17 protein-coding genes are annotated in these 22,483 nt (G+C 68.4%); 11 read left to right on the top strand and 6 right to left on the bottom strand.

Going from position 1 to position 22,483, the window contains the following annotated elements:
• The first annotated feature begins 107 nt into the window (after positions 1–107).
• The 5 genes from AC5WS7_RS39605 to AC5WS7_RS39585 all read left to right on the top strand — a co-directional run bounded on the left by AC5WS7_RS39605 (position 108) and on the right by AC5WS7_RS39585 (position 5,798).
• The gene (locus AC5WS7_RS39605) at positions 108–1,592 is read left to right on the top strand and encodes a D-alanyl-D-alanine carboxypeptidase/D-alanyl-D-alanine-endopeptidase (protein WP_495959792.1); all 1,485 of its coding nucleotides are present in this window, start codon (positions 108–110) and stop codon (positions 1,590–1,592) included.
• Between the two features lie 15 nt (positions 1,593–1,607).
• On the top strand, positions 1,608–2,705 hold the full coding sequence (locus AC5WS7_RS39600) for a zinc-dependent metalloprotease (RefSeq protein ID WP_495959791.1): 1,098 nt from the start codon (positions 1,608–1,610) through the stop codon (positions 2,703–2,705).
• An 8-nt stretch (positions 2,706–2,713) separates the two neighbouring features.
• Positions 2,714–3,688, top strand: a complete 975-nt coding sequence (tilS, locus tag AC5WS7_RS39595) for a tRNA lysidine(34) synthetase TilS (protein ID WP_495959812.1) — start codon at positions 2,714–2,716, stop codon at positions 3,686–3,688.
• Positions 3,689–3,738: 50 nt separating this feature from the next.
• Positions 3,739–4,296 carry a hypoxanthine phosphoribosyltransferase gene (gene hpt / locus AC5WS7_RS39590; protein WP_495959790.1) on the top strand — a complete coding sequence of 186 codons (558 nt, stop codon included), beginning with the start codon at positions 3,739–3,741 and terminating at the stop codon, positions 4,294–4,296.
• Positions 4,297–4,937: 641 nt separating this feature from the next.
• Complete coding sequence (locus tag AC5WS7_RS39585; protein WP_495959789.1) at positions 4,938–5,798, top strand: LysR substrate-binding domain-containing protein; 861 nt, start codon at positions 4,938–4,940, stop codon at positions 5,796–5,798.
• A gap of 190 nt (positions 5,799–5,988) precedes the next feature.
• On the opposite strand, the gene AC5WS7_RS39580 is transcribed toward AC5WS7_RS39585, so the two are convergent.
• A complete protein-coding gene (locus AC5WS7_RS39580) occupies positions 5,989–7,422 on the bottom strand; it encodes an amidase (protein ID WP_495959788.1) in 1,434 nt (477 codons plus the stop codon).
• Between the two features lie 190 nt (positions 7,423–7,612).
• On the opposite strand from AC5WS7_RS39580, the gene AC5WS7_RS39575 reads away from it, so the two are divergent.
• Together AC5WS7_RS39575 and AC5WS7_RS39570 are read left to right on the top strand one after the other, a co-directional pair.
• The gene (locus AC5WS7_RS39575; protein ID WP_495959811.1) at positions 7,613–9,976 is read left to right on the top strand and encodes a serine/threonine-protein kinase; all 2,364 of its coding nucleotides are present in this window, start codon (positions 7,613–7,615) and stop codon (positions 9,974–9,976) included.
• Between the two features lie 46 nt (positions 9,977–10,022).
• The gene (locus tag AC5WS7_RS39570; protein WP_495959787.1) at positions 10,023–10,706 is read left to right on the top strand and encodes a nucleoside/nucleotide kinase family protein; all 684 of its coding nucleotides are present in this window, start codon (positions 10,023–10,025) and stop codon (positions 10,704–10,706) included.
• Here AC5WS7_RS39570 and AC5WS7_RS39565 read toward each other — a convergent pair.
• From AC5WS7_RS39565 to AC5WS7_RS39555, 3 genes are read right to left on the bottom strand one after another with little or no spacing between them, the layout of a single operon-like run.
• The gene (locus tag AC5WS7_RS39565) at positions 10,691–11,566 is read right to left on the bottom strand and encodes a PfkB family carbohydrate kinase (protein WP_495959786.1); all 876 of its coding nucleotides are present in this window, start codon (positions 11,564–11,566) and stop codon (positions 10,691–10,693) included. The genes AC5WS7_RS39570 and AC5WS7_RS39565 overlap by 16 nt on opposite strands.
• Positions 11,567–11,591: 25 nt before the next feature.
• On the bottom strand, positions 11,592–12,431 hold the full coding sequence (locus tag AC5WS7_RS39560; RefSeq protein WP_495959785.1) for an SDR family oxidoreductase: 840 nt from the start codon (positions 12,429–12,431) through the stop codon (positions 11,592–11,594).
• On the bottom strand, positions 12,428–13,954 hold the full coding sequence (locus AC5WS7_RS39555; protein WP_495959810.1) for an aldehyde dehydrogenase family protein: 1,527 nt from the start codon (positions 13,952–13,954) through the stop codon (positions 12,428–12,430). The genes AC5WS7_RS39560 and AC5WS7_RS39555 overlap by 4 nt, the downstream gene beginning before the upstream one ends.
• 67 nt (positions 13,955–14,021) lie before the next feature.
• On the opposite strand from AC5WS7_RS39555, the gene AC5WS7_RS39550 reads away from it, so the two are divergent.
• On the top strand, positions 14,022–14,849 hold the full coding sequence (locus AC5WS7_RS39550) for a hypothetical protein (protein WP_495959814.1): 828 nt from the start codon (positions 14,022–14,024) through the stop codon (positions 14,847–14,849).
• A 91-nt stretch (positions 14,850–14,940) separates the two neighbouring features.
• On the top strand, positions 14,941–16,269 hold the full coding sequence (locus tag AC5WS7_RS39545) for a PucR family transcriptional regulator (protein ID WP_495959784.1): 1,329 nt from the start codon (positions 14,941–14,943) through the stop codon (positions 16,267–16,269).
• A 116-nt stretch (positions 16,270–16,385) separates the two neighbouring features.
• On the opposite strand, the gene AC5WS7_RS39540 is transcribed toward AC5WS7_RS39545, so the two are convergent.
• Complete coding sequence (locus AC5WS7_RS39540; RefSeq protein WP_495959783.1) at positions 16,386–16,637, bottom strand: DUF2277 domain-containing protein; 252 nt, start codon at positions 16,635–16,637, stop codon at positions 16,386–16,388.
• A 329-nt stretch (positions 16,638–16,966) separates the two neighbouring features.
• Here AC5WS7_RS39540 and AC5WS7_RS39535 point away from each other — a divergent pair, with 329 nt between their 5' ends.
• Complete coding sequence (locus tag AC5WS7_RS39535; protein WP_495959782.1) at positions 16,967–17,788, top strand: DUF1266 domain-containing protein; 822 nt, start codon at positions 16,967–16,969, stop codon at positions 17,786–17,788.
• Between the two features lie 1,015 nt (positions 17,789–18,803).
• Here the strand turns inward: AC5WS7_RS39535 and AC5WS7_RS39530 are convergent.
• The gene (locus tag AC5WS7_RS39530; protein WP_495959781.1) at positions 18,804–19,739 is read right to left on the bottom strand and encodes a hypothetical protein; all 936 of its coding nucleotides are present in this window, start codon (positions 19,737–19,739) and stop codon (positions 18,804–18,806) included.
• A gap of 384 nt (positions 19,740–20,123) precedes the next feature.
• On the opposite strand from AC5WS7_RS39530, the gene ftsH reads away from it, so the two are divergent.
• The gene (ftsH, locus tag AC5WS7_RS39525; RefSeq protein ID WP_495959780.1) at positions 20,124–22,454 is read left to right on the top strand and encodes an ATP-dependent zinc metalloprotease FtsH; all 2,331 of its coding nucleotides are present in this window, start codon (positions 20,124–20,126) and stop codon (positions 22,452–22,454) included.
• Positions 22,455–22,483 lie beyond the last annotated feature (29 nt).

Raw genomic sequence — 22,483 nt, 5'->3', positions numbered from 1 at the left:
CCGGCGAGGTGAGGATAGTGTGGTCGGTGGGCGCACTGGTGCGGCAGGGACGGAAAGTCTGCGCGATACGGCGGTGTCGCAAGTGTTATTAGGGAGACTACGGTCAGGTGGCAGGTCGAAGTAGCAAGAACATCGGTGGTCTGGCCGCTCGGCGGCGGCGCAACATCTGGATCTGGGTGAGTGCGGCCGTGGTCGTGGTGCTGGGCGTGGCGGCGGCGGTGGTGGTCACCGTGCGGCCGTGGACCGAGGAGTTCCGGCACGGCGGGCTGAAGATCGAGGCCGCGCCGTCGCCGCAGGCGCCTGCCCCGCAGTTGTCCGCCGCGTCGGCGACCGCGCCCGCCCCGTCGAAGCAAGGGCTGAGCAGCGCCCTCGCCGGGGTCGCGGCCAGCCCGGATCTGGGCTCGTTCAGCGGTTCGGTGACCGATGCGGCGACCGGTGACGTGCTGTGGAGCAAGGATCCGGACAAGCCGGTCATCCCGGCCTCGACCGCGAAGATCCTCACCGCCGCGGCCGCGTTGCTGGTGCTGCCCTCCGATCACCGGGTCACCACGAAGGTCGTGGCCGCGCCCGGCTCGAACACGCTGGTCCTGGTCGGCGGGGGTGATCCGACGCTGACCGCGCAGGCCGACGGCAAGGGCTACTACACGGACGGACCCCAACTCTCGGATCTGGTCGCGCAGATCCGCGCGACCGGCCGGACCTTCACCGGCCTCCTGGTCGACAACTCCGCGTACACCGGCCCGGCGCAGGCGCCCGGCTGGGATCCGGCCGACGTCGCGGGCGGTTCCTGGGCCCCGATCGAATCGGTCATGCTCGACGGCGGCCGGGTGAACCCGCTGGTCGAATACTCCCCGCGCACGCCGACCCCGGCGCTGGACGCCGGACGTCGGCTGGCGTTGGCGTTGGGTATGGACCCCGCCTCGGTCCGCGCGGGCAAGGCCGCGCCCGGTGCGGCGACGGTCGCCAAGGTGGACTCGGCTCCGCTGCACGATCGGCTGACCCAGATGATGACCCACTCCGATGACGTGCTGGCCGAGACGATCGGTCGCGAGATCGCCGTGGCCGCCGGTAGCGAACCGTCGTTCTCGGGTGCGGCGAAGGCCACGCTGACGGCGCTGAACGCGGCCGGATTCGACACCACCGGGGTGGTGCTGCGCGACAACAGCGGCCTGTCCACCGACGATCGCGTCCCGGCCCGGCTGCTGAACAAGCTCATCACCGAGGCGGCCGGATCGCCGGGCGCCGCCCGGACCACCAGCACGCAGACCACCGGAACGCAGAGTGCCTCCGTCGCCGGCACCGCGGATTCCAGTTCCGATCCGCTGGCCCCGCTGCTGGACTATCTGCCGGTCGGTGCGGGCACCGGCTCGCTGGCCTACCGCTTCACCACGCCCAAGGACCACATGGCCGCGGGCTGGGTGCGGGCCAAGACCGGAACTCTGTCGGTTTCGAGTGCGTTGGCAGGGTATGTCCTGGACAACGACGGCCGGGTGCTGACATTCGCGTTGATGTCGAACGACCGGCCACCGGAGGCGAGTCGGCCCGCGCTGGATGCCGTCGTTGCCACGTTGCGCAACTGTGGTTGCTCCTGACGGGCGGAGTGAGTTATGACCGGACGTGACGGCGTGGTCGGGGAAGCCCCCGGCCCATCCGAACCCTCGGCCACGTCCAAGCATTCGGCGCTGGCCGGTGCGGTCGACTGGCGGCTGGCCGCGCGAACCGGCGCGGCCGTCGTCCCGGCCGGGCCGCGCACATCGCGCTACTCGGCCGAACAGGTCGTCGCCGAACTCGCCGAATCCTCCGCGCGAGCCGAAGGCCCGGTCCGCGAGGTCAGCGAACTTCTGGACGACCGTGCGGTGCCCGCGGCGCGAATCGTGGACCGCCCCGGCTGGATTCACGCGGCGGCGCAGTCGATGTCCTCGATCACCGGCGAGGTCGAATCGGGCCGGTTCAGCGGTAAACCCGCCGGGGTGCAGGCGGGGGCGATGCTGGCATTCCTGTCCACGGCCATTCTCGGGCAGTACGACCCGTTCAGCGGTGCGGACGGCACGTTGCTGCTGGTCGCGCCGAATATCGTGATGGTCGAGCGGGCGCTTGGCGTGGTGCCGCGCGATTTCCGGCTGTGGGTGTGCCTGCACGAGGTGACCCATCGGGTGCAGTTCTCCTCCGCGCCCTGGCTGGCCGATTACATGAAGCACAATGTCGAGGTGCTCGGGAATGTCGGTGACGAGCCGGTCAACGAGATGCTCTCGCGGCTGCTGGACGAGGTGCGTGAGCGGCGTTCGAGGCCCGATTCCGACGATCCGGCCGACCGTGGCGTACTCGGCTTGCTGCGGGCCACCCAGGCCCCGCCGCAGCGTGAGGCGCTGGACCGGCTGCTGATGCTCGGCACCCTGCTCGAGGGACACGCGGATCACGTGATGGACGCGGTCGGACCCGCGGTGGTGCCGACGGTGGAGCAGATCCGCCGGGCCTTCGATCAGCGGCGGCGTCGTCCGGCGAATCCGGTGCAGCGGCTGATGCGCGCCCTGCTCGGTGTGGACGCGAAGGTCGCCCAGTACGTGCGCGGTAAGGCATTCGTGGACGAGGTGGTCGGCAAGGTCGGCATGACGCGGTTCAACACGGTGTGGACCGACGGCGATACGTTGCCGCGTACCGACGAGATCACGGTGCCGCAGCGCTGGATCGATCGGGTTCTGGGCTGAATACCGTACTGCCGCAAGGGTTTCCGGAGACTCCGGCGGCGTTGGCGCTGCGTCACGCGGTGCGCGGGTGGTTGAACCGGTATGCCTCGGCGGGCGTGGTCGCGGTCGGGTTGTCCGGCGGTGCGGATTCCTTGGCGCTGACCGCGGCGGCGGTGGCCGAGGCGGCGGTGGTGGACGCTCTGATCGTGGACCACGGTCTACAGGAGGGGTCGGCGCAGGTGGCCGAGGCGGCCGCGCGGACGGCGGCCGGATTGGGGGTGCGGTCGGCGCGCGTGCTCACCGTCCGGGTGGACGGCGAGGGCGGACTCGAGGCCGCGGCCCGGCGTGCCCGGTACCAGGCGCTGGACGAGGCGCGGGCGGGGTTGCCGGTGCTGCTCGGGCACACCCTGGACGACCAGGCCGAGACGGTGCTGCTGGGCCTGGCGCGCGGATCCGGCGGGCGATCCATCCAGGGCATGGCCGAATTCGCCGATCCGTGGGGCCGTCCGTTGCTGGAGGTGCGGCGCACGCAGACCCGGCAGCTGTGCGCCGACCTGGGGCTGCGGCCACACGAGGACCCGCACAACACTTCGCCCGCCTTCACCCGGGTCCGGTTGCGGACCGAGGTGCTGCCGCTGCTGGAGGAGGTGCTCGGCGGTGCGGTCGCTCCCGCGCTGGCCCGCACGGCCGCGCAGCTGCGCGCGGACGGCGCCGCGCTGGACGCAATTGCTGAAGAGTTGCTGATCTCCGCGAGCGATGGCGGGTCGCTTTCGATCGAGACAATTGCCACTGCTCCGGTGGCGATTCGTCGACGTGTCATCCGCGCCTGGCTGCTGGCAGGCGGTGCAAAAGCGTTGACGGAGAAGCATTTACGTGCGGTCGACGCATTGGTCACGAGCTGGCGCGGTCAGGGCGAGGTGGCGGTCGGTGGCGCGAAACCGGGGACGAGGTTGGTTGCCAGACGCGAACATGGGAAGCTGACGATGGCGTTTACACCATATTGATCCGGGTGACCGGGGTCGTCCGGGATCATCATCGAAGGAGACCCGCGCACGTGTATGGGGACGACATCGCGTCGGTATTGATCACCGAGGAGCAGATCAAGGCGAAGGTCGACGAACTCGCCGAACTGATCGCCAAGAGGTATCCCCCGGACGCGCCGGAGGGCGATCTCCTCCTGGTCGGGGTGCTCAAGGGGGCGATCTTCTTCATGACCGACCTGGCGCAGGCACTGCAGATTCCCACCCAGATGGAATTCATGGCCGTGTCCTCGTACGGTTCGTCCACCTCCTCCTCGGGCGTGGTGCGGATCCTCAAGGACCTGGACAAGGACATCGCGGGCCGCAACGTGCTCATCGTCGAGGACATCATCGACTCGGGCCTGACGCTGTCCTGGCTCAAGCGCAATCTGTCCAGCCGCAACCCGGCCTCGCTCGAGGTCGTCACCCTGCTGCGCAAACCGGACGCGTTGCGCACCCACGTCGAGGTCGCCCACGTCGGCTTCGACATCCCCAACGAATTCGTCGTCGGCTACGGCCTCGATTACGCCGAGCGCTACCGCGACCTGCCCTACATCGGCACCCTGGCCCCGAAGGTCTACGCGAGCGCCTGATTTGCCGCGATTTGTGCTGCGCTGCGGGGTGTTCACGGCTCCGGCGTCGCCGATGACGCCCCGCACTCGGCGTGGTCTTTTCTCCGGACGCGCCGAGCCGGCGGCTCGCATGTCCTGTTCGGTTGTGCCGGTGGGTATTTCGCATCGGCGATGAACCAGTTGCCCGGTGGGGCGGCGTCATCGCGCAATGCCTTGCGGGAGTACCGATCTCGGGGTGCGGTTTTCGGGGCTGAGCGCGGTGACACCGCCGTGTGACGTTTCGCCGGGTGCGTCGCGGATCTCCGGTCGGAGGCTCGATGCCGCTGGCCTGCGCAGATGTGACTGAAATCACCGTTTGACAACGGTACCTGTCGGACTGTTTTCCGGTGGGGTTGCTGAGGTTCGGGGCGGGGTGAGTCATTCGCCGGGGTCGGGGATTTGCGGCGGAACATGTGAGAGTCATTGCTGTTCGGCGGGTTTCGCCGACGGCGAGATCTGTTTCCTCGACAGTTGTCCAGCTGTTCGCTGAGGTGGGTGCACATGCGCTTCCGTCGCGCCATATGCTGTCCTTAACAAACCTGACGGCTGTTTCCGACGCTTTAATCGGACTCCGGGGCTCGATACGGCTGGATTTTCAACACCGATTCTGATAGCAAGGTGCTATGGACCCGCATTTGCGCGACCTGCGGTATTTCGTCGCCGTCGCTGAGGAACTGCACTTCACCAATGCCGCTCAGCGGCTGCACATCGCTCAACCCACCCTGTCGCGGCAGATCCGCCAGCTCGAACGCCAGCTCGACGTGGTGCTGTTCGATCGCAATCAGCGCAGCGTGGCGCTCACCGTCGCGGGTAAGGAACTGCTCGAGGGGGCGCGCAAGATCCTCGACCTGTGGGAGGTCACCAACGTCGCGCTGCAGGAGGCCGGCGAGGTGCTGCGCATCGGCATCGAGAGTTCGATCGGGCGGGGGCTCATCGCCGATCTGGAGAGCGCGAGTGGGCATCGGCTCGCGCTGCACTCCGCGTCCTGGACCGATCCGTCCAGCGGGCTGGCCGGCCGGCAGGCGGACCTGGCCTTGATGTGGCTTCCGGTCCCCGATATCGGCCGGTACCGCTGGCGGGTACTGCGCACCGAATCGCGCTGGGTGCTGCTGCCGGAGAACCATCCGCTGGCCGAGCGCGACGCCATCGAATTCGCCGAACTGGCCGAGGAGACGTTCGTCGCGATGCCGCCCGAGGCCGGCGCAGCCCGCGACTTCTGGCTGGGCAGCGATGCGCGCGGCGGTCGCCCGCCCAAGGTCGGCGGTGAGGCCGCGACCGCTGAGGAGCGGCTCGAGGCGGTCAGCCTGGGCCTGGGCGTGTGCCTGCTGGCCGAGAGCAACGTGCCGATGTACCGCTGGCCCGGGCTGACCGCACGTCCGGTCGCCGGCCTCCCGCCGTGTGAGCTGGCCGTGGCCTGGCGCGCCGACGACGATCGCGCCACCATCCTCGACTTCGCCAATCGCGTACTGGCCGGCGGCTTCTGAGCTGTATTCGCGGCGTCCGCTTTCGCTCCGGCGGGGCGGCGCCCTGCGGTTTCACCGTTCGGCGTCGTGTCGGGCACTCGTTCCTCGCGCCCGCTATGCGTCCGACCGGCGAAACGGGCCGCGAACTGGTATCGGCGTGGTTCGACGCCGGCGGAACGAGGTTGAAGAGTTGCGCGAACTCGGTGCGGCGTTATTTGGTTGCGGCGGGTTGCGGCGCCAGGCGCTGCCAGGGGTGTTCGGCCTCGAGTTGGGCGGCCAGGCGGAGCAGGGTGGATTCACTGCCCGGTGGGCCCGCCAGCTGCGCGGCCACCGGGGTGCCGGTACGCGGATGCAGTCCCATCGGGACGCTCAACGCGGGCCAGCCGACCAGATTCCACAGCGGCGTGAACGGCGAGAACCGAACGTTCGCAAGGGTATTGCGCAACCAGCCGCGGCGATGCCAGGCGGCCGCGCGCGGCGGCCGGGTGGCGAGCGTCGGGGTGATCACCACATCGTGTTGGTCGAAGAAATCGACCAGCCGGGCTTCGATGCGATCGACCTGACCGGGACGGATCAATCCTGCGCGCAACACCGCACGGCCCACGGCAGCATGTGTGCGGGTGCGCCGTTGTAGTCGCTCCGGATGAGGGATCGCGGCCGCCTCCCGGGCGGCATTGCCGACCCAGCGCAACGCCAGCGCGAGCGCGGCACCGGAATAGGGCAGCCGCACCTCCTGCACGGTGTGCCCGGCCGCCCGAGCGGTCAGCGCGGCATCGCAGGCGGCTCGCACCCACTGTTCGTCGACCCTGATCAGCGGCGAGGGCGAACCCGTGGCCAGCGCGACCCGCAGTCCGGTTGGCGGTTCCAGATCAGCCAGCGCGGGCTGATCGGCCAGTACCGACAGCACCAGCGCGGCATCGGCGACGGTCGTCGCGAGGACGCCGTTCTCGGTCATACCGCCCCAGGAGTCGAGACCGATCTCGGCCGGCACCACGCCCCGGCCGGGCTTCACCCCGAGCACTCCGCAGGCCGCGGCGGGGATGCGGACCGAACCCAGCCCGTCGTTCCCGTGCGCCACCGGGACCAGCCCGGCCGCCACCGCCGCCGCGGCTCCGCCCGACGAACCGCCCGCGCTGTAACGGGTGTTCCAGGGAGAGCGGGTGATGCGCTCCGGTGCGTCGGTCGTGCCGAACAAGCCGAACTCGCACATTTCGGTCAAGCCGACGACCACCGCGCCCGCCGCGCGCAGCCGATGCACCACCGGATGATCGGCCGCGGCCGGACGCTCGCCGGCGGCCAGCGAACCACTCCGGGTCACCTCACCGGCGACGTCGATATTGTTCTTCACCGCGATCGGCACACCTGCCAGCGGTAGCGCGTCCAGTTCGGCATGTTCGGCCACTGCGCGAGCCTCGGCGGCGGCCTGTTCGGTCCGGACCACAGTGAAAGCGTTGATCTTCGGATCCGCGCCGCGAATGCGTTCGAGGGCCGTCGCGACGACCTGCTCGGGTTCGGCGGCGCCGTCGCGAATGGCCGCCGCGATGTCGGTGGCGGTTTGCGGAAGATCGGTCGATCCCGCCCGCGAGGCGGGGGACACCGATGTGGCCGGGGTAGCGTCCGCTATCGCGGAGCCCTCGTTGTGCATACTGTCGAGCCCCCGTCGCGTCGTGGTCGGTATGGGCTGATTCGGTGCTGATGCGCAAATTATCATTTCGGCGGCGGTAGGGGGATGATGATGTGGGGTGTGGCGGAATCTCGCTTCGGTCCGGGTGTTAGGTGTACAGATGAGTAACAGTTCCGACGCCGCCGACCGGTTCGGTCCGGTCGCAGCCGCGATGGAATTCACCACCGTGGCCGACTTCGCCGAGGCCTGGGAATCCGCCGAGCAGCCGCCGCGCATCGCGGACTATCTGCCCGACGCGCAGACGTTGCGCTTGGTCGCACTGATCGAACTGATCCGCGTCGATCTGCGGCAGCGCTGGCTGCGCACTCCGCCGGGCGGCCGGAACGGCGAAACTCCGCAGGCCGCGCCCAAGCGGCTGCGCGACTACTGTTCCGAATTCCCCGAACTCGCGCCGCGTGCCATTCCGGCCGGTCTGGTGTACGAGGAGTTCGTCATCCGGCGGCACAGCGGTGATCGGGTGGATCCCCGGCAATGCCTGCGCGAATATCCCGATCAGGCCGCCGAGCTCCGGGAATTGCTCAATGCCGACGACGAGGATCGCAGCACCCGCCGGGCGAGCCCCGAGCTGACGGCCACCGGTTTCCAGGACGACGCGGCGACCCGCACCACCGCCGGCCTCACCGCCGCGCCGCCCGCCGCCTCCGGAGACGTCCTGGATCGTTTCGAAATCGGCCAGCGGGTGGACGATTTCGATCTGCTGACCGGATTGGGCAGCGGGGCGTTCGCGCGCGTCTTCCTGGCCAGGCAGCGCACCATGCAACGTCTGGTCGCGGTCAAGATCTCCGCCGATCGCGGTACCGAACCGCAGACCCTGGCTCAGCTGGACCACGATTACATCGTTCGGGTCTTCGACCAGCGGCTGCTGGAGGATCCCGGCATCGGCGATCCGGCCTCGCGGCGCCTGCGGTTGCTCTACATGCAGTTCCTGCCCGGCGGGACGCTGCTGGGCGTGCTGCGCTGGGTCCGGGCCACCCCGCCCGAACAGCGGACCGGGCAGTTGCTGCTGGACGCGGTGGACGCGGCGATGGAGGAGAAGGGTGAGATCCGGCCCGCGGATTCGTCTGTGCGCGCGCAGATCTCGAAGCTGTCCTGGCCGGAGACGGTGGCATGGCTCGGTCGCCGGCTCGCCGAGGCGCTGTGCTATGCCAATGCGCAGGGTGTGCTGCACCGGGACGTGAAACCCGCCAACGTGCTGCTGACCGCGGAGGCCGTGCCCAAATTGGCGGACTTCAACATCAGTTTCAGCCGCACGCTCGCCGGGGACAGTCCGGTCGCCTACTTCGGCGGCTCGCTGGCGTACATGTCGCCCGAGCAGCTCGAGGCGTGTCATCCGGAGCGTGCGCGCACGGCCGCGGACCTGGACACCCGCTCGGACATCTACTCCCTCGGCGTGGTGCTGTGGGAATTGCTCACCGGCGCAAAGCCTTTCGATGATACCACGCCCGGGGAAGCGGGCGATGCGACCACGTTGTCGGCGATGCTGGAGCGCCGCCGCGCCGGAGTGGGCGGCCCGGCCATCGACCGGATTCCGCCGGACTGCCCGGCGGCGCTGCGCCGCGTCCTGCTGACCTGCCTGGAACCCGATCGCGAGCGGCGCTGGAACGACGGCGCGGAACTGGCCCAGCAGTTCGAACTTTGCCTGGACAAGCGCGGCCGGGATCTGGTCGACCCGCCGCCGGCGAGCTGGCGGCGACGGCTGCGGGCCTGGCTGGTACCCGTGGTGGTGCTGGCCATCGGGGTGCCGAACGTGGTCGCCTCGGTCTTCAATATTCAGCACAACCGGATGCTCATCATCGATCGGCTCAGCCTTCCGGTGCAGCACTACTTCATCGGGTTGACCACCATCGTCAACTCGATACTCTTCCCGGTCGGAATCGTGGTGGTGGTGTACCTGTCGCGGCGGTTGTTCTCGGTCCCGCGCAAGTTGCGCAAGGGGCGTGATGTGGATCCGAAGGTTCTGGCCGAGGCCAGATCCGCGGCCCTGTTACTGGGGGATCGTGCTGTGCTGGTGTGCTTTTCGCTGTGGGCGCTGGCCGCGATAACTTTCCCGATCACGTTGCAGTTGGCGACCGGCGAGGTCACCACCTCGGTGGTGGTGCACTTCCTGGCCTCGGTGCTCATCTGCGGCGCGATGGCCGTGGCCTATCCGTATCTCCTGGTCAACTTCTACACGGTTCGTTCCATCTATCCGATGTTCCTGCGGCACGGCGATATCGCCACCGGGGAAGCCGACCATCTGCGTCGACTCGGCCGGCGCTGCGCCGCCTTCCTGGCGGTGGCCGCGTCGATCCCGCTGCTGGCCGTCGCGGGCCTGACCTTCCTGTCCTCCCAGGACATGCAATCGGTGATTCCGACCGTGCGCGTGCTGTGCGTCGGCGCGATCATCGCCTTCCTGATCGCCTACGTGCTGTTCCGCGCGCTGGAGGCCGACCTGCAGGCGTTGCAGCGCGTGGTGGACCCGGCCGTGGCGACGTGTGCGCCGGGGCCCTCGGCGCCGGCCTCCGATCAGCGGTGACAGTGCTCGGCGCTCGGCTCCGGAAAGGCCGGTAGGGTCGGGCGGTATGACCCGCGACGGTGCCGAGATATCACTCGACGGCCTGGCGCGGCGGTTGCGGGGGCGGGCCCAGGAGTGTGGCGGGCGGTTCGTGCTCGGGATCGCGGGGCCGCCGGGGGCCGGTAAGTCCACGCTCGCCGGCGCGCTGCGGGATGCGGTGAACGCGCTGGCCGGGGATTCGGTTGCCGAGGTCGCACCGATGGACGGATTCCATCTGAGCAATGCCGAACTGCGGAGCGCGGGGGCCGTGGCGCGCAAGGGGGAGCCGGATACGTTCGATGTCGCCGGATATCTAGCGGGCCTGCGCAGGTTGCGGGAAACGCCTCCGGGACAACCGGTTTCGTGGCCGCTGTACGACCGGAAGCGGCATGATCCGGTGCCCGGCGGGGTGGTGTTCGACCGGCAGCGGATCGTCATCACCGAGGGAAACTACCTGCTGCTCGACGACGTCGGACCGGCGCGCTGGTCGGCGGTGCGGGACTGCCTCGACGAGGTCTGGTATCTGGACGTTCCGGCCGAGACGCTACGAAAGCGGTTGTTACGCAGGCATATCAGCGGCGGCAAGAGCGCCGGGCACGCCGCGGCCAAGGTCGACCGCAGCGATCTGGTGAATGCCGAGCTGGTCGCCGCGACTCGCGACCGCGCGGATCTGGTCCTCTACGGCGAAGGGCAGCACTACCACTTCGCGTGATCGGGAACGGCGCGAATCCATTCGCGCGTGCCCAGGTACGCGCAGGACAGGCTGGCGATCGCGGCAGCACTGCGCAGTGCCTGCGGAAAAGGTTGGCCCGCAATGTGATAGTGACAGAAGGCGCCGTGCAGGATGTCTCCGGCGCCGAGGGTGTCGACCGCCGCGGCCGATGGCACCTCGACGGTGCCGCGCTCACCCGGCATCGAATAGGCGATCGGCTCGCCACCACGGGTCACCGCGGCGTAGCGGACGCCTTGTGCGTGCAGGTGGGCGAACAGGTCGCCGGTGCTGTCCGGCGGGGCGAAATCCGCCGAGCAGATGGCGATGTCGACCAGGGGCAGCAGTTCGGCGTGGGTGTCCCGCCAGCGTCCGGCGTCGAGGATCACGGTGCCGCCGCGGATGTGGGCCGCCGCGGCGAAGCCCAAGGCCAGCTCTGGGTAGTGGCCGTCGATCAGAACGACCGACGCGTCGTTGACCGGACCCGCGTGGGCCGGATCGAAGGGCGCGCTTATCCGGGACCCGTCGAGGGAAACCACTGTGCGAGTGCCGGTTTCGGTCGCCACCACGATCGAGGACACCGGCGGGCGATGTCGCGCGCCGGGTGTGGCATCGATCGTGGCGACGCCGAACTCGTCGAGATCGTGCCGGATCAGTTGCGCCAGTTGATGTTCGCCGAGCGCGGTGACCAGCGCCGGCGTGCGCCCGGACAGGGCCGCGTAGGCGACCGCCGCATTGGCGGCGGGCCCCCCGGCGCCCAGGAACTGGTCCTGGGCCCGGGTCTTGGAGTCCTCGTCCGGATATCGCGCTACCGAGTAGGCGATATCGAGTGTGGACAACCCGACGAACACCGCTGTTGCCATGGCACGACCCTAGCGCGCGGACCGGTTACTCCCCGGTTCCGCGCACCCGGTCCTCGTACTTCTTGCGCGCCGTCGCGTCGACATCGTCGAGGAACGCGCGCTGCGAACCCAGCGAGCGGCCGATCGCGTCACCGACCGATTGCGGGAGCATGCCCACGATCCCCGAGATCACCCCGGCCACGGTCGTAACCCGGACCTTCGATCGCCGCGAGACCAGCATTCGGACGATGGCCGCCGCGATCTCCTCCGGCTCGGCCGCGCGCAGCAGTTTCGGCGCGGTGACGCCCGAACCCAGATCGGTATTGGTCAACGTCGGCAGCACCGAGGAGATCGCGACCCCGCTGCCGCGATATTCCTCGCGCAGCGTATCGGTGAAGCCGAGCACCGCGTGCTTGCTGGCGTTGTAGGTGGCCAGTCCCGGAATGTGGGTCTCACCGGCCAGCGAGGCGATATTGATGATGTGCCCGCTGTGCCGGGGCAGCATGCGCGCCAGCGCGAGCTTGGAGCCGAGGATGACGCCGTAGACGTTGATCTCCAGGATGCGCCGGGTCAGCGCGTCCGGCTCGTCGATCAACTTGCCGGTGGGCATGATTCCGGCATTGTTGATCAGCACGTCGATCGGGCCCAGTTGCCGTTCGACCTCGTCCAGGAAGTCGCCGAAGGACCGTTGATCGGTCACGTCCAACGGGCCGTAGTGCTCGAAATCCGATGCGGCGCCGGACTCTTTGACCGCCGTCTCGTCGATGTCACCGATGGCGATCCGCGCGCCGAGCTGCTGCAACGCCTTCGCGGTGGCCAGGCCGATGCCGCGCGCGCCGCCGGTGATCACCACCACCTTGCCGCGGATGATGCTCACATCGGTCATTTGCCCTTACCTCCAACGGTATTGATCACGTCGAGCACGCCCAGCCGGCGCATGCCGCGCGCACCCGCCGCTCGCATGGCGGACAGCGCGAAGGCGAGTTTGCCCGGGCTGTACGGGAACCAGAACGGTTCCTTCTGCTGGGTCGGCAGCATCGGCGTGGTAATCGCCTGTTTGCGACAGTATTTGCGCAGGCCCTCCGCACCGCCCCAGCGCGCGCCGACGCCGGACTGCTGCCAGCCGCCCATCGGCAGGGCGAAGTTGAACAGGTTGGCGAAGACGTCGTTGATGTTGACCGCGCCCGCATTCAACTGCCGCGCAATGCGTTCCCCGCGCGATTTGTCCCCGGTCCACACCGACGCGGACAGGCCGTAGATCGAATCATTCGCCAGCGCAATGGCTTCGGCCTCGTCCGCGACCTTCATCACCGGCAGCGTGGGGCCGAAGGTCTCCTCGGTCATGCACGCCATCTCGTGATCGACTTCGACCAGTACGGTGGGTTCGAAGAATGTGCCGACCCCGGTTGCCTTGCCGCCGGTCAAAACCTTGGCGCCCTTGGTGATCGCGTCCTGGATGTGCCGGGCGACGATGGCCTTCTGCGCCTCGTTCGCCATCGCGCCCAGTTCGTTCTCCGGCTCGCGGCCGTCCGCGCCCTGACGTAGCTCGCGCACGTGGGCGGTGAGCTTCTCGACGAATTCGTCGTAGATCGGAGCCTCGACGTACACCCGCTCCACCGAGATGCACACCTGACCGGAGTTGAACAGTCCGCCGAACGCGACTCCGTATGCGGCGCGGTCGATATCGGCGTCGGCGAGCACGATCGCCGGATCCTTGCCGCCCAGCTCGAGGCTGTAGGGCACGAGCCGCTCGACGCACGCCGCGGCGATCCGCTTACCCGTCGCGGTGGATCCGGTGAACTGCACGTAATCGACCGAATCCACCACGGCCGCACCGGTTTCCCTGGCTCCGGTGACCACGGTGAAGACCGGCGGAGCGCCGATCTCGGCCCAGCCGCGCGCCAGCTCGAGCGCCGACAGCGGTGTCACCTCCGAGGGCTTGAGCAGCACCGCGGCTCCGGCCGCCAGCGCGGGAATCACGTCCAGCGCGGGCATGGCCAGCGGGAAGTTCCACGGCGTGATCACTCCGACCACCGGATACGGGCGATACGCCGTGGTCAGCCGCTTGACCCGGGCGAGCGGACTGTGTGGCGAAGGATGCTCGTCGGCCAGGAACTTCCCGGCCCGGCGGGCGTAGTAGCCCAGCAGATCCACCGCGAAACTCGAGTCGATGAGCGCGTCCACCCGCGGCTTACCCGTCTCGGACTGCACCACGTCGGCAAGCCGGTCGGTGTGGTCGATCAGCCAATCCTGCAGCTTCAGCAGCCACTTCTTACGCCCCGAGGCGCCGAGCGCCTCCCACTCGGCCTGATACAGCCGCAGCTCCCGAACCGCCGCCGCGACCTCACCCGCCGATTGCGCCGGAACAGCTCCCACGACCTCCCCGGTAGCCGGATTGTGTACCGCGATCTCGTCCCGCTCCCCGTCAGCGGCTGGCCCGTCCGCAGCGGCGTCCGCGCTCGATTCGCTTGTGGCGGTGGCCTTCTCGCTCGCATCCTGCGTGGTTGGTGCGGCAGTCTGCTCATCGACGGCGGGCCCGGCCTCGGTTGGGCTGCTCGCGTCGGCGCTGTCGGGTCGGGAGTCGCCATCGACAGTGGGGATTTCGTCCGCTGCGATCTTCTCGGCGGCAGTTCCCTGGCTCGCCGGTTCGCGGGTTGCGATCGCTTCTGGGGCTGGGGCATCCGAGGTCGCAGCGGTGGAAGCTTCCCCGGGAGCGGTCGTTGCCTTCTCGGTTGCAGCGTCATCGCCGGTAACAGTCCCTGCTGGGGATGCCGACTCTCCGGCGGCCGCTGTTTTCTCGACGGTCGCGCCGGCTTGCGAGGCGGACGCGGCGGCTCGCTCGCTGTCGGATCCGGTCTTCGCGCCTGCCGAGGAGTCCGCGGAAATATCTGCGGCCGTTGCGGTCTCGGGGGACGCATCATTCGCATCGGCTATCGCGGATGCCGACTCTGCTTTCGCTGTGGTGCCGGATGCGATGTCGTCCGTCGAGCCGGTTGTGGCTGTGGCAGCGGTGGTTTCGATGTCTGTGACTGCCTTTTCTTCATTACTTGTTGTGGCCGTTACTTTTTCGGCCGTGCGCTTCGTCGCGGCCTTCTTCGCCGGTGCGCGCTTGGCGACCGCGGACTTGGGTTGGGTGGCTTTGGCGGCGGTCTTCTTGGCGGTTGTGGCTTTGGTGGTTTTCCGCGCCGGTGTGCTGCCGGTGGACTTGCGGGCCGCGGACTTGCGCGGTTCGGATTCGGACACGATTCGGTTCTCCCAGGTGGGCTACTTCAGGGCAAATGTGAATCAGTTCACTGGCCTATGATCGTGGCACAATCGACTGCGGAGTTCTTGGCAGTTACGGTCAACTATTACCGGCGTTTTTGTGCATCGCGGACAAAATCGGAGGATGCGTCGTGATAAGTGCGCAGACCGCCGTGGTGGTCCGGCAGTGGATCGCCGATTTCGTCGCCGAAACGCTGCGCACCGAAACCCTCGATCAGGTCGTGCACCGGCTGGACGCCGCGATCATCGGCCGGCTGCCCGAACTCGCCGATCGGGATATGCGCCACGATCTGGCCGCCAGTACCCGCGCGCACGCGCTGGTGATGCTGGGCGGTCTGACCCAGGATCGGATGGACTATCCGGTACCGCCCGAGGCGCACGCCTTCGCGCGCACGGTCGCCCGCCGCGGTCACGATCTGCGACTGCTGCTTCGTGTCTACCACCTCGGGCAGGAAGCCGTGCTGGATTACCTGACCGAGACGCTCGAAAAACGCCATCCCCCACCGGATATCGAACGTGCCGTGCTGCTGCGACTGTTCGAGCGGTCCAGTCTGTGGGTGAGCAGTTCGGTCGAAGCGCTCACCGGAACCTATATGCAGGAGCGCGAGTGCGGTCTGCGCGCCGCACTGAATCAGCGCACCGAAATCGTGCGTGCTCTGCTGGCCGGCGCGGACCCGGACGTCGACGCCACCTCCGCGCGGCTCGGCTACCGCCTCTCCGGACGGCATATCGCCTGTGTGCTGTGGACCGATGAGCGTCAGCCGCAGATCTTTTCACCCGGCAGCGGGGCTCTCGTACCCGGCGGCGAGGTCGGCCGGCTCGTCGGCGACGCCGACGCGTCTTCGGCCGACCCCGGTGACACCGAGACCTTCGGAACCCTCGACCGGGTGGTCGCGCGGTTGGCCGCGGCACTGGGCGGCGGCGCGCTCACCATTCCCTCCGGCGCGAGCGCGCTGTGGGCGTGGATCGGTGTCGAGTCGGAGGTGGGTCTCGACCTGCTGCCCGATGCGGTCGAACCCCCCGTGCGGGTAGCGGTCGGCGGTCCCGCCGCGCATATCGCGGGGTTCCGGGAAAGTCACCGCGAGGCGATGGCCGCGCGTCAGGTCGCCGAGCGCGCGGTCGCCGATCTCGGCAGGATACTGCGGTATCCGCAGGTCGAGGTGGCCTATCTGGCCGGCGCCGACGAGGCCGCGATGCGCGCGCTGATCGACCGGGAACTGGGGGCGCTGGCCCGGCCGGGCGGGAACGCCGCCCGCCTGCGCGAGACGCTGCACGCCTATCTGCGCTGTCGCCGGAGCCCGGACGCCGCGGCGAAAGAGCTTGGCGTGCACCGGAATACGGTGCGCTATCGGCTGCAGCGGATCACCGAACTACTCGGGCGGCCGATCGAGGAGCGCGGCCTGCACCTGGAGATCGCCCTGGACTGCGCGGCGGTGTACGGGGTCCGGGGATATGGTTGAACGCGGATCGCGCGACCCGGCCGGGCCGCGACGCCGTTCGGCAACGGGGTGTGCGGGCATACGACAGCGGCCCGCGACACAGCGGGTGCGGCGTGCCCGGTTCGCCGGCGGCGGCGTCAGTCGGTGGCGGCGAGGCGGCGCAGCGGCGGTTCGGTCGTCGGGGCCACCCGCCGCTCGGGCAGTTCGGCCAGCAGCGTGGTCGTCGCCGCCGCGACTGCCGCGACCGCCTTGTCGAAGGCCGGTTTCGTGGTCGAGGACAGCCCCGTCAGCCCACCGACCTTCCGCACGTACTGCTGTGCCGCCGCGTAGATCTCCTGATCGGTCGCGGCAGGTTCCAGCCCACGCAGGACGGTGATGTTCCTACACATGGCGCCGAGACTAGCCCTCGCTCAGCCCGCATGACAGCGCAACGAGCGGCCAATGTGAAAACTCTGTGTTGCTGATCTTCGGCGGCAGTTCCGCCGGTCCGAAATCGGACCGGACCGCAGACTCGCAGTCGGTGTTGTCCAGGCTGAACGGGCCTGCGTGTTTTTCCGGAGCGATGTCGTTCGAATGGGCCCGGCCGGCTGCTCTCGGTGTCACCAGGCGGGCACAGTTTGCTCGAAGGCGCATTTGTGACAGAAGCGAATCCGAGGCAATCGGAGACTGTCCGGCAAATAACGGGCCGCGCCGAGATCGATGGGACACAATCGGAGATATGGCTGCCCGCGACCTGCCGACACTGACCACATTCCCGTACGAAGAACTAGATCGGCGCGAGGACGATCATTGGTCCGGCGCGCAGATCTCCGACGACGAGCTGCGGGCCCTGTCACTGGGCGCGTTCTACTCGGCGCGTTGGGACGCCTTCCACGACGCGCTGCTGCTCGGGCCCGAGCGCGAGCACCCCCTCGGCGATCGCCGCGAGCTGGCGATCGACACGCTGACCGGCGCGTGGGGCATCACCGACGGAGCCGAGGCGATGGCCTCGATGGAACAGCTGCTGGACGGTATGCACTCCCCGCTGTACGCGATGGTGCATCCGCTGGTCATGGCCGGTCTCAACTCGCCCGAGCGGGACCGTTTCGGTGAGCGGGCCGACCGGCAGCGAGCGTTCCTGCGTCAGGTCGGTGCGTTTCGGGGGATGGACAACCCCGAGGCGCTCGTGCGCGACTACGACATCTGGTCACAGGCGATCAAATTGGACCTGGTCGACCACCTGGTGCAGCCGCTGCCCGCGGATATCCAGGCATGGGATCTGGCCCGCGTCGTCGCGGTAGCCAGAATGGCCTTCACCGCCGGATACCTCGACGCGGACGTCGCCTGGGAATACGTGATGCGCGCCCTGACCCCCGCCCAACGCCGCTACCGCAATTGGCGTCAGTTCGGCGACGCCTACCTGACCGGCTGGACGTACTGGCAAGCCTGCGAAGACCTGGCCGAACTCAAATCCGGCGGCGTGGACCGCCGCCTGGAACTCATCCGCCTGTGGCGGCGGCAAACCTCGCCCTGGCGCCGCGTCACCCTGCAATCGGAGTGAGCCGCGATTTACGCCCAATCCGTGTGAATCCCCACCGGCTACACCCGCCCGGACAGCCGACTCGCGACCAATTCTCGTAACCCGCATCAACGAAACCCAGCCCAGGCCGCCACCGACACCCTCGATGGCGAAACCGTCCTCGCCCGCAGGAAGCCGCCGGCGAAACGACAGGTGCGACAAGACCAGCCCGAACGGCCTCCGGTGCGGGTTGCGCTCCGTCTGCGGGAAGTTGACTGCGGAGCGCAGAAGCGCAGCAAGACCAGCCTCAATGGCGTTCGGCGCGGTTGCGAACCTCACGGGAAGTCGCATGCAGAGCGAGAGGTACAGCAAGACCAGACAGCCCCACGGGCCTGCGGTGCGGGTTGCGCCGGAAACTTTACCGAACTGCGTCTCGGTCCGGCTGCGAGCGCCGCGAAGCGAGAGGTCGATAACGCCAGCTTCAATGGCTTTCGTCGCGGATCCCGCCGAACTTCCACCGGTGCGAAGCGAGCCGAAAGCAGACGCCACTTCCACCGAAGCGAAGCAAGCCGAAAGCTGACGCGCTCAGCGGCGAAGTGTCTCCGTTCCGGCTGGTACTCGCCCGCGATGCGATAGGTTCAGCAACCCCAGCCACGAAGGTTTCGGCGCGCATCGCACCCGATGCCCGCCGAAGCGAAGCGAGGCGAAAGGCTGACGTGTCCAGCGGCGAAGTGTCTCCGTTCCGGCTGGTACTCGCCCGCGATGCGATAGGTTCAGCAACCCCAGCCACAAAGGGTTTCCGCGCGCACCGCACCCGATGCCCGCCGAAGCGAAGCGAGGCCGAAAGGCTGACGTGCCCAGCGGCGAAGCGTCTCCGTCCCGCTGGGAGTCGCCCGCGAAGCGATAGGTTCAGCAACGCCAGCTCCAAGGGTTTTCGGCGCGGGCTCGTCGTTCAGCCCTCGAAGCGCATGGCCGAAGGCCGAGTCTCGAGGGCTGAACGACGAGCCTTAAAGCGCCGAAAACCCCGTCGGAGCGAAGCGGAGACCAAAAACACAGCTCAGTCCGGTAGGGAGCGGAGGATTCCTCGGCCGTACCGCTGGAACTGCGCATCGTCGACCATACCGAGCGAATGCCGCTCGACCAGCAGTTCCCACTCCGAATACAGTTGCGCCACACCGGGATCGGGCGGGGCGACCGCACCGTCCGCGGCTTCGCGCTGGATGGCGAAGTTGAGCGCCCCGATGACGCGATCGGTATCGGCCCGGTCCACGCCGGTGAAGTACATGGTCTGATTGCCGTCGTGGACGGCCATGCCGAATTCGGCCGTCGGGTCACCGCCGTCCTCATCCGCCTGATGGTCCACCTGACGCGCCGAGAGCAGGGCCGAAACCGGCACCTCGTGGGCGTAGCGGTCGGTCGATCCGACGGACAGGAACAGCAGCCGCTCGGTCGTGACCACGAGCAGGCCGCGTCCGCGCCCGGCAGGTGGTGTCGCGGCGACCAATGCGGTTTCCAGCGCGAACTCGTCGGGTCCGACCATCTGGTGCAACGCGCCGATCGCCGGCTTGGCCTCGCGGCGGGGCGCCATCCGGCGGACCGCGCGGTCCACATCGGCGCGGGTCGGGCCGGATTTGCCCCAGGCCGGGGCCGGCGGTGTGAGATCGGGCACCGACATGTCGATGCGCTGGGTCTCCAGGATCTGGTTGTTGATCCGCTCCACGATGACGATCGCGGTCGGCATGTCGTGTTCGGCGATGAGTACCGGTAGCGGGGTCCGGTCGGCTGGTACGCCGGTCAGGACCGGGCTGGGATACCGGAGGTAGATCTCGATGACGACCGCGTCGTCGACACGCCGGTTGAGCCGGACCTTGAGCAGGTCGGAGACCGGAACATCGAGCACGCGCTCGCCTTCGGCGCCCGGTCGCAGGACCTGAAGCCGCCCGGCGCCGTGGCGCAGTATCGCTGTGGGTGTCCGTAGCTCGACTATGTCCATACCCCCTGCGCTCTGTCTGACTTGCGGTGCTCGCGGGTCCCGGTGGCGGGAGGTCAAGCTACCGCCGGAGCCATCGCTCACACCACAGGGTTGTGTTGTCGCTCACAATAGGTGGTGCATGCCATGATTGTGACTGCTTGGGCAGACGCCGCGGGGTGTCTGCCCGAGTGCGAGCCGGGGAACCAGTTGCGTTCTCCGACCGTTTACTTGTTGAACTGCATTAGCTGCCGAACTGCGCGATGTATCGGTTAGACCGTACGCGGTAACGTGGCGTGTCCGCATCCGTTCGCTCCGACCGGGGCGGGTTGGTGGTGCGGAGGCACCGCGCGCACGCAGGCACATACCGGAATCACCGGAAAGGACTGGCCCGCCGGCCGACGCTCTATGAACCGCAAGACAGTGTTTCGCAACCTGGCCATAGTCGCGGGCATCCTGCTCGTGATCTATCTGGTCAGCTATTTCAGCAACGACACGCGCGGCTGGAAGAACGTCGACACATCGGTGGCGCTCACTCAGCTCGCCGACAAGTCCAACGTCCATCAGGTCCAGATCGACGACAAAGAGCAGCAGCTGCGCATCACCCTGAACAAGGGCAACGACGCGACCGGCAACCAGACCCAGATCATCGCGAAATATCCGGGCGGCAGCGAGGTGTCCGCGCAGATCCTGCGGGATGTGCAGGCATCCGGCGCGCCGTACAACACGACGGTCAAACAGGACAGCTGGCTCACCCAGGTGCTGCTGTTCGTGCTGCCGATGGTCGCGCTGCTGATCGTGTTCGTCTTCGTGATGGCCCGCATGCAGGGCGGTGGCCGCGGCGGCATGATGGGCTTCGGCAAATCCAAGGCCAAACAGCTGTCGAAGGATATGCCGAAGACCACGTTCGCTGATGTGGCCGGCGCCGACGAGGCTGTCGAAGAGCTGTACGAGATCAAGGACTTCCTGCAGAATCCGGCGCGCTATCAGGCGCTGGGCGCCAAGATCCCCAAGGGCGTGCTGCTGTACGGCCCGCCCGGCACCGGTAAGACGCTGCTGGCGCGCGCGGTCGCGGGCGAGGCGGGTGTGCCGTTCTTCACCATTTCCGGTTCGGACTTCGTCGAGATGTTCGTCGGTGTCGGCGCCTCGCGTGTGCGCGACCTGTTCGACCAGGCCAAACAGAACAGCCCCTGCATCATCTTCGTGGACGAGATCGACGCGGTCGGCCGCCAGCGCGGCGCGGGCCTCGGCGGTGGCCACGACGAGCGCGAGCAGACGCTGAACCAGCTGCTGGTCGAGATGGACGGTTTCGGCGACCGCACCGGCGTCATCATCATCGCGGCCACCAACCGGCCCGACATCCTGGACCCGGCGCTGTTGCGACCGGGCCGGTTCGACCGGCAGATCCCGGTCAGCAATCCGGATCTGGCCGGTCGCCGGGCGATTCTGCGGGTGCACTCGCAGGGCAAGCCGATCGCGCCCGACGCCGATCTGGACGGCCTGGCCAAGCGCACCGTCGGCATGTCCGGCGCGGATCTGGCCAATGTGATCAACGAGGCCGCGCTGCTGACCGCGCGTGAGCACGGGAACGTCATCACCGGGCCGTCGCTCGAGGAGTCGGTGGACCGCGTCATCGGCGGCCCGCGCCGCAAGAGCCGCATCATCAGCGAGCACGAGAAGAAGATCACCGCGTACCACGAGGGCGGGCACACCCTGGCCGCCTGGGCGATGCCCGATATCGAGCCGGTCTACAAGGTCACCATCCTGGCCCGCGGCCGCACCGGCGGTCACGCCATGACCGTGCCCGAGGACGACAAGGGCCTGATGACCCGTTCGGAGATGATCGCGCGTCTGGTGATGGCGATGGGCGGCCGCGCGGCCGAGGAACTGGTGTTCCACGAGCCGACCACGGGCGCGTCCTCGGATATCGACCAGGCGACCAAGATCGCCCGCGCGATGGTCACCGAATACGGCATGAGCGCCCGGCTTGGCGCGGTGCGCTACGGCCAGGAGCAGGGCGATCCGTTCCTGGGCCGGTCGATGGGAACCAATTCGGACTACTCGCACGAGGTCGCCCGCGAAATCGACGAGGAGGTGCGCAATCTCATCGAGGCCGCGCACACCGAGGCTTGGGCGATTCTCAACGAGTACCGCGACGAGCTGGATTCGCTGGCCACCGCGCTGCTCGAGCGGGAGACGTTGCACCGCAAGGAACTCGAGCAGGTGCTCACGACCGTCATCAAGCGGCCGCGGATCACCGCGTTCAACGATTTCGGCGAGCGCGTGCCCTCGGATCGTCCGCCGGTGAAGACTCCGCGCGAGCTGGCCGCCGAGCGCGGCGAGCCGTGGCCGGACGAGGCGCTGAAACCCGTTGCGCCGCAGCCGGTTCCGGCCAACGGATATCCGCAGGAGGCGTACCGCGATCAGCAGCCGGGGCATCCCGTGCCGCAGCCGGGCTACCAGGGCCCGCCGGCTGGATATCCCAACCAGGGCGGCACACACGGCTCGCGGCCCGATTACGGCGCTCCGGCGGGTTGGTCGGCTCCGGGCTGGCCGCCGCAGGAGGAGGGCCAGCAGCAGCCGGGCTACGGCGGTGAGCAGAACCGCGGCTGGGCTCCCGCGGGCGGACAGCGCTATGGGCGGCCGCAGCATCAGCAGGGCGATCCCGAGGACGCCGGGTACACCATCCCGCGCGAGGGCGAGGGCGGCGAATGGGACGGACCGAACGGCCGGAACTGACCGGTGGTCGTTAGGCTCGACGGTCGGGG

Source organism: Nocardia sp. PLKS1-43, assembly GCF_059510335.1.
The sequence above is the reverse complement of the archived record's forward strand: the minus strand, read 5'-3'. Positions and strand labels throughout refer to the sequence as shown.

Coding starts and splice junctions, on each gene's coding strand:
- AC5WS7_RS39600 (WP_495959791.1), top strand. CDS start 1,608: ATGACCGGACGTGACGGCGTGGTCGGGGAAGCCCCCGGCCCATCCGAA.
- AC5WS7_RS39585 (WP_495959789.1), top strand. CDS start 4,938: ATGGACCCGCATTTGCGCGACCTGCGGTATTTCGTCGCCGTCGCTGAG.
- AC5WS7_RS39580 (WP_495959788.1), bottom strand. CDS start 7,422: ATGCACAACGAGGGCTCCGCGATAGCGGACGCTACCCCGGCCACATCG.
- AC5WS7_RS39575 (WP_495959811.1), top strand. CDS start 7,613: ATGGAATTCACCACCGTGGCCGACTTCGCCGAGGCCTGGGAATCCGCC.
- AC5WS7_RS39570 (WP_495959787.1), top strand. CDS start 10,023: ATGACCCGCGACGGTGCCGAGATATCACTCGACGGCCTGGCGCGGCGG.
- AC5WS7_RS39565 (WP_495959786.1), bottom strand. CDS start 11,566: ATGGCAACAGCGGTGTTCGTCGGGTTGTCCACACTCGATATCGCCTAC.
- AC5WS7_RS39560 (WP_495959785.1), bottom strand. CDS start 12,431: ATGACCGATGTGAGCATCATCCGCGGCAAGGTGGTGGTGATCACCGGC.
- AC5WS7_RS39540 (WP_495959783.1), bottom strand. CDS start 16,637: ATGTGTAGGAACATCACCGTCCTGCGTGGGCTGGAACCTGCCGCGACC.
- AC5WS7_RS39535 (WP_495959782.1), top strand. CDS start 16,967: ATGGCTGCCCGCGACCTGCCGACACTGACCACATTCCCGTACGAAGAA.
- AC5WS7_RS39530 (WP_495959781.1), bottom strand. CDS start 19,739: ATGGACATAGTCGAGCTACGGACACCCACAGCGATACTGCGCCACGGC.
- ftsH (WP_495959780.1), top strand. CDS start 20,124: ATGAACCGCAAGACAGTGTTTCGCAACCTGGCCATAGTCGCGGGCATC.